Genomic DNA, 12,869 nt, shown 5'->3' with positions numbered 1-12,869 from the left:
TACTGAGGGGTATAAAATGAGTTTAAAAAAATATATTAAGCCTTCTTTTTTAAGAAGGATATACGGAATCCTTGATCTATTACCTGATGAGATAGTACTCAAACTTCAATATCGGGTGGCACTTGGCAGAAGGTTAAATATAAAGAATCCAGAACGATTCACGGAGAAGATACAGTGGTATAAAATGAATTACCGAATCCCGCTAATGACACAGTGTGCAGACAAATATAGGATGAGAGACTATGTCTTACAAAAAGGTTTTTCTGAATATCTTCCTACATTGTATCAAGTTTGCGATAAGTTTGAAGAGATTGAATTTATGAGTTTGCCTGAGAGTTTTGCAATAAAGTGTAATAATGGGTCGGGGACTAATATATTTATTGAAGATAAATCAAACATGGATATTTCATTCATTAAGAATACAATAAATTCTTGGTCAAAGGTTAACACATTAAGTATAGGAAGGGAATGGGCCTATAAGGATATTCCACAGAAGATTGTTATTGAAGAATTGCTTGATTCTAATGACAACGAAGACGGTAGTTTAAATGATTATAAAATCCTTTGCTTTAATAAGAAAGCTAAACTAGCATGGGTGGATACTACAAGACATGTTGATCATAGAAGGAATTTTTATGATTTGGAGTGGAATCAACTACAAGTTGTAAGTGATTGTCCAACAACTGAAAATACAATATCGAAACCATATGGGTTTGAAAAGATGATAGAAATAGCAGAGTGTTTCGCAGCTGATTTCCCATTTGTTAGAGTAGATTTTTATAGTGTAAATGGTAAAGTATATATAGGGGAAATTACGTTTTACCCGTGGAGTGGATGTGTTCAATTTACACCAGACAAGTTTGATTATGAATTGGGTAAATCGTTTAATCTTCCACCTATAACAAATTAATAAGAAGGTGATGTAAAGATATGAATGGTGAAAGGGTAAATCGAAATTTAAAGTGTTTACTGTTGGTTCCGAGAATGGGAGGTGGAGGGGCTGAACGTGTTTTAGCAACATTGGCAAATGAACTTAGCCAAAGAGGTTATGACATTGTTATTCTTACTCTTACATCAAATGAATCTTTTTATCAATTAGATCCAAAAGTGAAAATAATTGGGGCAGGGTACAAAATAAACCGTAGCAACAAATTATATGCGTTTTTAAATATTGCTGGTTATGGGGTTAAAAGTTTGTTCTTTGTAAAAAATTACATAAAAGAATGGAAGCCAGATATAATATTATCCTTTTTAACGCATACAAACATAATAGCCTTAATGGCACATTTGTTCAATCCACGGATTCCCCTTATCATATCGGAACGTACTGAGCCAAAGGTAAGAAAACTCCCTTTACGAATGGTCACTAAATATTTATATCCGACCGCAAATTGTATAGTGTGTCAAAGTAAAAAGGTTACCGAATTTTTCCCGAAATATGCTAATAAAAAAATGCGGGTTATACCCAATCCAATCAATTTAGGATGTATAGTCCGTGATGATCCAATAGTTCGAAGAAAAGCCATTATAGGTGTTGGCCGGTTATTTCCAGAAAAGAACTTCTCGCTATTGATTGAAAGTTTTAATGATTTGAAGGATGAATTTCCGGAACATGTATTAGAGATATACGGGGATGGGTACCTTAGAAATGAGTTGCAAGAGAAAATCAATCTTTTAGGATTACGAAATCGTGCCTTTTTAATGGGGCTTAAAAAGGATGTAATGAAATACGTTTATGATGCTGAGTTATTTGTTATGCCATCGAATTACGAAGGATTTCCTAATGCATTGGTCGAAGCTATGTCCTCAGGGGTTCCGGTTATTTCAACGGACTTTTCTACAGGTATTGCACGAGAACTGATAAAAGAAGAAAATGGCATCTTAGTTCCAGTTGATGACAAAGAACACATGAGAAACGCTATTAGAAGAATTTTGTCAGATAATAATTTGCGTAATAGCATGAGTAGGAAAAACCGCGAAATTCTGGATGTCCTTTCAGCTGATAAAATAGTCGACATGTGGATACATATTTTTGATGAATTACTTATGGAAAATAAAGTGTAATACTGTTTATCATATATAGGTTGGTGGATTAATTTGAAGACTATAGTATTTGTAATACCAAAATTAGGTGGTGGTGGAGCGGAAAGGGTTATTTCTACACTTGTCCGTCACATTGATAAAAAAAAGTTCAAAGTTCATTTAATAATTGTTCATGATGGTGGAGATTACCAAACTGACTTACCAGTAGATGTTAATCTAATAAAGTTACCTGTATCACAGGTGAGATATGCTATACCATCTTTATACTTAGAAATAAGAAGAATTAAACCTGACATTGTTTTCTCGTCGATTCGCGGTTTTTCAGCCCTAATCGCACTTTTTAAAACATTTTTACCAAGAAAAACCAAACTCGTTATTAGAGAAAACAATACGCCGAGTGAATCGATCTCCGAAAGCAAATACCCCCTTGTATGGAAGATTGTTTATAATACAATCTTTAAAAAAGTGGACAAAATTATATGTCAATCAGATTATATGGTCGAGGATTTCAAAAATGAATTCGGTTTTGATGAGAGTAAGTTAATCAGGATTTACAATCCCGTCGATATCGAAATGGTAAGACAAATGAGCATGCAAGACCCATCTCCTTTTGGTAAGGAAGGCTACAAGAATGTTGTTGTTGTTGGAAAGATGATGCCTCAAAAAGGTATTGATATCCTATTAAACTCAGTTGCAAAAAACAAAAATAAATTAAAGAATGTTAAGATTTGGATATTGGGAAATGGAAAGTACTTCAGGGATTATGTTAAGTTATCGGAAAACCTGGGTATTACTAATTATGTTAATTTTGTTGGCCGCCAAGCAAACCCGTTCATTTGGATGAAAAACGCTGATCTTTTTTTACTACCATCGAGGTATGAAGGTCTTCCGAACGTAGTATTGGAAGCAATTGCTTGTGGTTGTCCTGTGGTTAGCACAAGTCATCCTGGAGGAACTAAAGAAATTATGGAGTTAACAGGTAATATTCAAGGTGTTGTTGAAGAACTAACATGGGACAACAGCTGGTTTAATCAAAATAAAATAAAAGTAACTGAACTTGAAAATGTATTTGGCGTTAAAAGTATATTAATGCAATATGAAGACCTTCTTTATAATTTGAAAAATGTATAACTATTTAAGGTTAAAACATTCAGTGTTATTTAATTATTCCTTAATAATGAATATGCGTTTATAACTGTAATAATATAATATATAAAAAGTTGGCCCTAAAGAGAAGACCGTTTTTTCTAGTGATATACTTAATTCGATAATCTGCAGTGCATAGGAGAAAGAGATTATTATGTTTATATATATATTGAATTTAGTCATGATTTTTTTGTGGGCTCTATTTATAACTACTACAATTAAAAAAAACAAAGATCTTATTTTTATAATATTAATCTCTACTCAATTAATTTTATTGTCCTTATTAAGGGATTTAAATGTTGGGGCGGATACTGCAGTTTATGTAAATAGGTTTCATATAATAGCACAGACAGCTTGGGAAAGGATATTTCAACTTTCTGATATAGTTGATTTTGAAATTGGGTTTATAATTTTAAATAAATTAATAGGAATCGTATGGGAAAACGAAAGTTTTTTTTTAGCGGTCACTAGTTCAATTATCATTTTAAGTATTTCGAAATACATATATAAAAACTCAAAAATAGTATGGTTAAGCTTTGTTATATTTATTGCTTTTGGTTTTTGGGGTATGTCCTTAAATACTCTTAGACAGTTTATTGCAATTGCATTAATACTCCCCTCAATAAAGTATATAAAAAGTAGGGATTTGATTAAATTTGTTATTCATATTCTGATAGCATCTTTTTTTCATATATCCGCACTTTCTTTTTTGATTATTTACCCTTTATTTAAAATGAAAATAAACAAGTTCTATATTACTTTAGTAATTTGTATTGGTGTTGCAGTAAATTTGTTTTCAACCAAAATTATTTATTTCCTTATGGGGATATTTGGATACCATCTTTACGTTGGTAGGGTGGGAAATGGAAGTGGAACAGGAATGCTTTTAATGCTTTCTCTAATTGCAATTGCTGCACTGCTTTATAGGCGTTCAGCCATTAGAAATGGTGAAGATTACGATTTATATATCCATATTTTAATTGTTTCTATTTTATTAAATATATTAGCTTTAGATTTTAATTTAGCAGGCAGGGCGATGATTTACTTCACGATACACTGTATAATATTAATACCAAATATTATATATACGATTAAACCGAAAATGGATAGATCAGTAGGTATTTATATTGTACTTTTAGGAGCGATGTTTTATTATTTAATAATTTTAACTACAGATGTTGGCTCTGTTGTACCTTATCAAATAATGAGTCGTTAAAAGGATCGGTAGATATGTGATGGGATTTGCTGTGTAAATAAACAGTGAAAAGTCGTTAAGTAAAGCAAAGCGTTTGACGTTGAACAGTCCATTTGATAAAGCTGGTGTAGTTCAAATGCCTCATAAAATAGACTACTAATAGTTTGTTAGTTAGCACTATATTAAAGAAACAAGGAGAATATAAATGGAGTTTTATGAGAAAGTTAAAAAGGTGATTTCAAATCCCTTTTTGATAATTCCTTATATAGCATCGAAGAATGATTTTAAATGGGTTCCAGAAAAAATATATATTAAATTATTATATCGCGCAAGAGTTGGTAAGAGATTGAATATTGATGATCCGAAGACATTCAATGAAAAACTGCAATGGTTAAAACTTAATGATAGGAAACCGCATTATACAAAGTTAGTGGATAAATTTGAAGTCAGAGAATATATCTCTGAAAAAATAGGTGAAAAATATCTAATTCCATTGATAGGGATTTGGGATAACTTTGACGATATCGAGTTTTCGGAATTACCTAATGAATTTGTGCTGAAATGTACTCACGACTCCGGTAGCGTCTTTATTTGCACTAATAAAAGTAATTTCAATATTGAGAAGGTAAAACTTAGAATTAATAAAGCACTTAAAAGAAACTACTATTATCATACCAGGGAGTGGCCTTATAAGAATGTGAAACCAAGAATAGTTTGTGAGAGTTATATTGCAGATGCAGATATAGCACCTGATGATTATAAAGTAATATGTTTTAATGGTAAGGCTAAGCTTGTCCAACTGCACACCGATAGGCATGAAAATCATAAGCAGGATTTTTATGATTTAAATTGGAACAAAACAACAATTTCTCAAGGAATGCCATGTTCAGATAAAGTACATAAAAAACCTAAACAGTTTGAAGAAATGATAAAGTTATCCGAAAGACTAGCAAGTAACACATATCAAGTTAGAATAGATTGGTTTATTGTTCGTGACAGGCTTTATTTTGGCGAAATTACATTTTTTGATGGTTCTGGATTTATACCTTTCGATAAAGAAGAAGATGATTACTTACTCGGTAGTTGGATTAAAATACCTGGAAAGAATTCCGAATAAGAAAGGTAAATTAACTGTCGGGTAAAGGCATTTTGATTATTTAATCCTCTTTTAGTGTCATCAGCTTTAGGACAAAAAAACGAAAAGGTTATCCAGTTCTTGGTGAATTTATTCATTGAACTTCTATAGGTAGTAAAGCAGTTTAACTTAGCTTGTTATGAAATTGTAAAAAAAATCTATAAAGATGTTGGCGTTGAATTTTTTTTGCACTTGGAATACGAGCGATAGCGGGACCGTTTTATTTGACTTATAGAAAAATAATATAAATTTGATGGAGTTTTGACTTTGAATAATGCAATCCTGAAAAATAAAATGTTGAATGCGGCAAAATGGTCTTCAATTACAGAAATTACTGTAAAAATAATTGCACCCTTTACAAATATGGTATTAGCCAGAATACTTGCACCGGAGGCTTTTGGTATTGTTGCAACTGTTACTATGATTACAAGCTTTGCGGATATGTTTACAGATGCAGGTTTTCAAAAATACTTAGTTCAACATGAGTTTAGAGATAATAAAGAAAAGTATAAAAATGCAAATGTGGCTTTTTTAACCAATCTATTTTTATCTTTTTTAATATGGGGTATTATCGTTTCCTTTAGTGAGCGGATTGCTATCCTAATTGGCAATCCAGGTTTAGGAATTGTGATTTCAGTTTCTTGCTTACAATTGCCAATAACTGCATTTTCAAGTATACAGATGGCTCTTTATAGACGCGAATTTGATTTTAAGACCCTTTTTTTAGTAAGAGTAATTTCTATCTTCATACCCGTTTTGATTACTATTCCACTTGCGCTTTTGGGTTTTAGTTACTGGTCTTTGATTATCGGCAACATTTTTATGACTTTATCAAATGCAATATTTTTAACAATTAAGTCCAAGTGGAAACCGAAATTATTTTTCAGGCTTAAGATCTTGAAAGAAATGTTGTCATTTAGTATATGGTCACTTATTGAAGCGATCTCCATTTGGCTAACAATTTGGATTGATACCTTTATTATAGCTAGTGCTTTAAGTGAACATTACCTGGGAATATATAAAACTTCAACAACAATGGTTAATGCCCTTATGGCCACCGTTACAGCTTCGATAGTACCGGTTTTGTTTTCTACACTATCCCGGTTGCAAAATAATAACGAAGAGTTTAACAAGACATTTTTCCAAATGCAAAGGTTGGTATCTATTTTAGTTTTCCCGATGGGGGTTGGTGTATTTTTATTTAGTGATTTAGCAACTCGAATTTTATTGGGAAGTCAATGGACAGAGGCAGGGAGAGTAATAGGTATATGGGCATTGACCAGTGCAATTGTTATTGTGTTAAGTCATTTTTGTAGTGAGGTGTTTAGAGCAAAAGGAAAACCAAGGTTATCTTTTTTAGCTCAAATGCTGCATTTAATAGTTTTAGTTCCAGTCTGTATTATTAGTTCGAAATTCGGATTTTGGGCGTTGGTTTATGCACGTTCTTGGGTAAGATTGCAGGGGGTTTTAGTTGATTTTCTATTAATGTATTTCGTTATAAAGTTTCCGATATTTAAATCTATTACAAATATACTTCCGACCGCGACCGCTGCACTACTTATGGGTGTATTTGGTTATATTCTAAAGCAATTGAATGACAGTGTAGTGTGGGACTCTTTATCAATTTCTTTTTGTATATTTTTTTACTTTGGAATACTATACATATACCCAGTTACACGAAAGGAAATAAATGTAGTTATGAATAAGTTATTCCCGTCTCGATTTAGGAAGTCTAGTTAATTATTTTTAATATTAATATTATACATTTTTATTTAAAGTGTTTTTAGTGTTTTATATAATACGTTGATACTATTGGTTTTATCATTAGTTTTTGATTTTTTTATGCTTTTAATATTAGATGAATAGGAAAAAATAATCTAATCATTACACTCACCGATCATAAGGCTAAGGAAATTTGAATGGCCATAATATCTATTGATTTTCTCAATCTCCATTTTGTGCATGGAACGTTTGAAATGTTTACCTATTCATTAGGAGACTTGCAATAGAGATAAAATGGGAAGCCTATCATGAGATGCTTCTGGCTTATAATTGGATTGTTATTTCTTCTTCATTTATGTATAAAAGTATAATGTTAATAAAAGCCGAAATAAATCATATTTGCTTTACCAATAAAATTGTCAAGGAGATGAAACATATGAACACTAAACTGAATGATTGTACATATCTAGTCACTGGTTCGGCTGGTTTTATAGGCTTTTATTTAACTAAAAGACTACTTCAAAATGGGGTTCGTGTAATAGGCATTGATAATGTAAACGATTATTATGATTTGAACCTTAAAAAATCTCGTTTGGAACTACTTATGCAATATGATGGTTTCAAGTTCATTGAAGGCGATATTTCTGATAAGAACATGATAATGAAGACTTTTGAAAAGTACCGGCCCGAAATTGTGGTAAACCTGGCAGCACAGGCAGGAGTTAGGTATTCGATAGAGAATCCGGATGTCTACATACAAAGTAATATCATTGGCTTCTATAATATCCTTGAAGCTTGCAGACATTTTCCAGTAGATCACCTAATTTATGCTTCATCCAGTTCTGTATATGGCGCGAATAAAAAAGTTCCATTTGAAGAGACGGATTTTGTAGACAGCCCTGTATCACTTTATGCCGCTACGAAAAAGTCCAATGAATTAATGGCCCATACATATAGCCATCTGTATAAAATACCTGCTACAGGCCTCCGTTTCTTTACCGTTTACGGACCAATGGGTCGACCAGATATGGCATACTTTGGATTTGCGGACAAGTATTTTTCAGGAGAATCGATTAAAATCTTTAATAATGGTGATTTTAAAAATGATCTATACCGTGACTTCACCTATATCGATGATATTGTCGCTGGCATTGAAGGATTGATTGGCCATCCGCCTACTGAAACTGTTCCACACAAAGTTTACAATATTGGCAACAATAGTCCTGAAAAATTGATGACGTTTATAGAAACATTGGAGCAATGCTTAAGTAATGCTACGGGTAGAGAGGTTGTCTTCAAAAAGGAATTTGAACCAATTAAGCCAGGAGATGTTCCTGCGACTTATGCTTCCACTGATTTATTGCAAGAGGCAATTGGCTTTAAACCGGAAACACCGATTGCTGAAGGCTTGCAGAAGTTTGCCGATTGGTATGTTGATTATTACAACGTTAAGTGAGAAAGAAGGAAGTGGAATAGATGAAAATCACTATTGCAGGCACAGGCTATGTCGGTCTTTCCAATGCAGTCCTGTTAGCTCAACATAATGAGGTCATTGCTTATGATATTGTACAAGAAAAAGTAGATTTGATTAATAGCGGGCAATCGCCTATTCAGGATAAGGAGATTGAGTCTTATCTTGCTACGAAAGAATTGAACTTGTCTGCTACAACGGATGCTCAAGAAGCATTTCAGGAAGCGGAGTTTGTTATTATTTCTACACCGACGAACTATGATCCGGAGCGAAATTATTTTGATACAAGTTCAGTGGAAGCGGTTATTGATGCAGTGCAATCGATTAACCCTGATACAGTCATGGTGATTAAGTCGACTATACCTGTTGGTTACACGGAATCAGTACGTCAGCGTTTTAATACGGATAATATTCTGTTCTCCCCAGAGTTTCTTCGGGAGGGTCGAGCTCTCTATGATAATCTTTATCCATCAAGAGTCATTGTAGGGGAGCAGTCTAAACGTGCTCGGAAGTTTGCGGATTTGTTGGTGCAGGGGGCTAATAAAGAGGATGTCCCTGTCTTGTTTACGAATTCTACAGAGGCAGAAGCGATTAAGCTATTTGCTAATACATATTTGGCAATGCGGGTGTCGTTCTTTAATGAGTTGGATAGCTATGCGGAAGTGAAAGGGTTGAATGCCCAACAGATTATTGAAGGAATTGGGTTGGATCCTCGAATAGGGGGGCACTATAATAATCCTTCATTTGGTTATGGGGGGTATTGCCTACCTAAGGATACGAAGCAGCTATTGGCCAACTTTGAAGGCGTGCCGAATGCGATTATTAAGGCGATTGTAGACTCGAATGATACGAGGAAGGATCATATCGCTGATATGATTATGGAACGAAAGCCGAAAGTGGTTGGGATTTATCGTTTAACGATGAAGACTGATTCGGATAACTTTAGACAGTCGGCCATACAGGGTGTTATGCAGCGGTTGCAGGATGCTGGGGTAGAGTTGGTTGTTTATGAACCGGCGCTGGAGGATGCTGAGTTCGTTGGATGTAGGGTTTTTCGGGAGTTTGAGGAGTTTAAGGAGATTAGTGAAGTGATTGTGGCTAATCGCTTGTCGGAAGAGTTGGATGGTGTGAAAGAGAAAGTTTATACAAGGGATTTATTTGCTAGAGATTAAGTACTAAATAGCCTCAGCCATTGGCTGGGCTATTTTTTTTATTGTACCTTTGATTACGGCCAACGGAATGTACCACCTCTGCCATCTTTTTTACCACCGAATGACAACAAATGTACCAGAAAACGTCACGCGTTTACCACTACATACCTTTGTATACTTAATGGGCACACCAACAGGTGTGACATTTTTTATACGGAGGTATTTTTGGACATTCCCTCAAAGTAATGGAAGGCGTTCTCATGCATTCGTATAAGATCATTTGCACGAAATGGTCGGTCGAGCCACTCTACATACTTATATCTTGAATGGGCTAGTATAAACCCAATAAAGTATAGGCGTATGTAAGTCCCATCCAGCTTGGGAACCTTTGTCTGCCCGAAATCCACCTGAATCTGCTGCCCCATTGGAAGTTCAGGTACTGCACTAAACTCTCTTTCAGAAATCACTTTTGGAATGTGGTAGGACTCCCGCAACTCATTCACGTAATTCCTCACAGTCCCCTCAGAGACAGAGCTAAATTCTAATTTTTCCTCCAACCAATCAAATACCTGGGCTCCTGAAAGGTCAGGGTGTTCCTTTAGCCATTCAAGGATTTTTTCCCGAAAGGGATCAAGCTTTTTACCTCTGCTTTGTAGAGAGATGGCAAACAGGTAAAATTCATCTGGAGTCATTTTCCCGTATTCTATCACCCTATTTCTTGAAATCTTTAATTTCTTGGCAATCGCACTATTAGAAAATCCTTCTTTGCGAAGCCTATGAATCTCGTTGTAGGTTATCAACTTTTCCACTTCCTGTTCCTCACTTTCCATAGACTATTTCAAGTATATAGATTGTGAGATATTTAAGGTAAACTGTTGAATCTTATTTATCGATTTCTGTTTAACCTTATTTGTGGAAAACTGTTGATTATAGTTTAACGTTTACACTTGTAGCCAACTTTCTTACGCAGAGGCAACCTTATCAATGAATTTGCATTCATGGATAACTGCCCATAACAATGCGTATGCGTATTTTGGAGGCTCTACGCAGATAATAGTGCCGGACAATCTGAAAGCGAGTGTGACTAAACATACATCCAAGGAATTGGTCTTGAATTCAACCTACAGAGAAATGGCAGACCATTATAATACTGTGGTGATGCCCGCCCGGGTTCGATCTCCTAAGGACAAGTCTAGTGTTGAGGGAGCCGTTGGTGCCATTTCCACATGGATTATTGCAGCTTTACGAAATACGCACTGCTTTAGTATCGATGAATTAAACGAAGAAGTATGGAGGAAGTTGGAGGAATTCAATCGACGTCCCTTTACCCGCAAAAAAGGGTCTCGTCTGTCGGCATTTGAGGAAGAGGAGAAATTTGCGCTTTCTCCTCTCCCATCCACGCCATATCAAATATCCGTATGGAAAACGGCTAAGGTGCGCCCTGACTATCACATATCCGTCGAAAGCATGTTTTATTCCGTTCCATATGAATATATAAACCGCGATGTTGAAGTAAGGCTTTCAGACAGCCTCATTGAGATTTATTTTAATCATATGCGGGTCGCTACTCATAAACGATTATATGGGAAGTACGGTCAGTTATCCACCGTACGCGATCATATGCCAGATAATCATAAGCTATATGTTGATCAAACGCCAGACGCTGCAATTGAGTGGGCTGAAAACATAGGACCGTCCACCTTGAAAGTGGTTCGATATATCTTGGATGCATCGACGAATGAAAAACAAGGATTACAGTCCATATTCTCATTGAAAAAATCGGAGCGTAGCTACACGAAATATGAAATAGAACGTGCGTGTAAAATGATCGCATCCATGACAAATAGACCTACGGTCAAAAGTATACAAACTATCCTCAAGAACAATAAAAAGAATGATGCCGAGCAGGAACTGAAACGTAAGACAGAAATCAGCAAGAATAACTATGGCTTCACACGTGGGGCTTCATATTACGGGGGTAAAGATAAATGATGAACGAACAGACGCTGTCCAAATTACATGAAATGAAATTAAGTGGAATGGCAGAAGCCTACCAGGAACAGGCAAGAAACAAAGATTTCCAGAAGATGAGTTTTGAAGACCGCTTTTCACTTCTAGTCGATCTGGAACATTCTCGACGTAAAAGCAATAAGCTTCAACGCTTGATCAAAACAGCAACTTTTTTAAACCCAAGTGCTAGTATTGAAGACATAGAATATCACGAAGATCGAAAACTAGATAAAGACTTGATCTTGAAGCTCGCAAGCGGTGCCTATATTCTCGACAGTCACAATATCATATTGAAGGGACCCACTGGGTCCGGCAAGTCATATTTGGCCAGTGCATTCGGCATATCTGCCTGCCGTCAATTTCACACTGTTAAATACATCCGTCTACCGGAGTTACTTGATGAATTGACACTTGCGAAATTAGCCGCGGATGGGAGCTATCGCAAATTGATTAAGAAATATACGAATGTCGATCTTCTTATCTTAGATGAATGGCTACTGACCGATTTAACAACAGATGAGGCCGCAATCCTACTTGAAATCACTGAAGCACGCCATAAGGCAGCTTCAACTATCTTCTGTTCACAGATCGATCCTAGCGGATGGCATTTAAAATTGGGGAATGAAACGATTGCGGAGGCAATTTTAGACCGTATTATCCATGACTCCTATCAGATTCTCATAGATGGAGATGTTTCAATGCGAGAGCGCCATGGGTTAGGCGTGGAAGGTTGATATGGTTGTACTAACAAAAAAGGATCTTCGAAAAATGGAGGAAAACTATTACTGGTCTGGTTACAAAAGTTGGTACCCCTTCCCGAAAGAGCTGAAGAAGAAACTCTTGGAGGTCTATGGAGAAGAACCTTTCCCTTACAGCTATTTTGAGCAGGATATATATGAAGGCAGCAGAAAAATATTCATAGAGTACTCTGAGAACAAAAATAAATAAATAATCGAAGCCAAGCCCCTACAATTCAGCAATTCTGTAGGGGTTTTT

At 35.3% G+C, this 12,869-nt stretch carries 12 protein-coding genes; 11 read left to right on the top strand and 1 reads right to left on the bottom strand.

Features of this window, described 5'->3' with window-relative positions; genetic code table 11:
* Positions 1–16 precede the first annotated feature (16 nt).
* From ACFPZG_RS01425 to ACFPZG_RS01390, 8 genes are all read left to right on the top strand, one after another.
* Positions 17–910: an ATP-grasp fold amidoligase family protein gene (locus ACFPZG_RS01425; protein WP_317940359.1), complete on the top strand. Its 894-nt coding sequence runs from the start codon at positions 17–19 to the stop codon at positions 908–910.
* Positions 911–930: 20 nt separating this feature from the next.
* Positions 931–2,064 carry a glycosyltransferase gene (locus tag ACFPZG_RS01420; protein ID WP_283732991.1) on the top strand — a complete coding sequence of 378 codons (1,134 nt, stop codon included), beginning with the start codon at positions 931–933 and terminating at the stop codon, positions 2,062–2,064.
* A gap of 33 nt (positions 2,065–2,097) precedes the next feature.
* Complete coding sequence (locus ACFPZG_RS01415; RefSeq protein ID WP_317940358.1) at positions 2,098–3,174, top strand: glycosyltransferase; 1,077 nt, start codon at positions 2,098–2,100, stop codon at positions 3,172–3,174.
* A 184-nt stretch (positions 3,175–3,358) separates the two neighbouring features.
* Positions 3,359–4,405, top strand: a complete 1,047-nt coding sequence (locus ACFPZG_RS01410) for an EpsG family protein (protein WP_381426383.1) — start codon at positions 3,359–3,361, stop codon at positions 4,403–4,405.
* 184 nt (positions 4,406–4,589) lie between these two features.
* Positions 4,590–5,501 (top strand): ATP-grasp fold amidoligase family protein, encoded by a 912-nt coding sequence (locus ACFPZG_RS01405; RefSeq protein WP_283732988.1) that lies wholly within the window; start codon positions 4,590–4,592, stop codon positions 5,499–5,501.
* 285 nt (positions 5,502–5,786) lie between these two features.
* Entirely contained in the window at positions 5,787–7,259 is a 1,473-nt protein-coding gene (locus ACFPZG_RS01400) for a lipopolysaccharide biosynthesis protein (RefSeq protein ID WP_283732987.1), read from the top strand.
* A 418-nt stretch (positions 7,260–7,677) separates the two neighbouring features.
* A complete protein-coding gene (locus ACFPZG_RS01395; protein ID WP_317940356.1) occupies positions 7,678–8,697 on the top strand; it encodes an NAD-dependent epimerase/dehydratase family protein in 1,020 nt (339 codons plus the stop codon).
* Between the two features lie 20 nt (positions 8,698–8,717).
* Entirely contained in the window at positions 8,718–9,884 is a 1,167-nt protein-coding gene (locus ACFPZG_RS01390; protein WP_317940355.1) for a nucleotide sugar dehydrogenase, read from the top strand.
* Between the two features lie 188 nt (positions 9,885–10,072).
* Here ACFPZG_RS01390 and ACFPZG_RS01385 read toward each other — a convergent pair whose 3' ends face one another.
* Positions 10,073–10,693 (bottom strand): hypothetical protein, encoded by a 621-nt coding sequence (locus tag ACFPZG_RS01385; protein WP_381426382.1) that lies wholly within the window; start codon positions 10,691–10,693, stop codon positions 10,073–10,075.
* A gap of 154 nt (positions 10,694–10,847) precedes the next feature.
* On the opposite strand from ACFPZG_RS01385, the gene ACFPZG_RS01380 reads away from it, so the two are divergent.
* From ACFPZG_RS01380 to ACFPZG_RS01370, 3 genes are read left to right on the top strand one after another with little or no spacing between them, the layout of a single operon-like run.
* Positions 10,848–11,855 carry a Mu transposase domain-containing protein gene (locus ACFPZG_RS01380; RefSeq protein WP_317940354.1) on the top strand — a complete coding sequence of 336 codons (1,008 nt, stop codon included), beginning with the start codon at positions 10,848–10,850 and terminating at the stop codon, positions 11,853–11,855.
* A complete protein-coding gene (gene istB / locus ACFPZG_RS01375) occupies positions 11,852–12,607 on the top strand; it encodes an IS21-like element helper ATPase IstB (protein ID WP_317940353.1) in 756 nt (251 codons plus the stop codon). Before ACFPZG_RS01380 ends, istB begins: the two co-directional genes overlap by 4 nt.
* Before the next feature lies 1 nt (position 12,608).
* Complete coding sequence (locus ACFPZG_RS01370; protein WP_283732983.1) at positions 12,609–12,821, top strand: hypothetical protein; 213 nt, start codon at positions 12,609–12,611, stop codon at positions 12,819–12,821.
* The last annotated feature ends 48 nt before the right edge of the window (positions 12,822–12,869 follow it).

Source organism: Sporosarcina thermotolerans (assembly GCF_042658975.1).
Classification (GTDB): Bacteria; Bacillota; Bacilli; order Bacillales_A; family Planococcaceae; genus Sporosarcina; species Sporosarcina thermotolerans.
The sequence above is the reverse complement of the archived record's forward strand: the minus strand, read 5'-3'. Positions and strand labels throughout refer to the sequence as shown.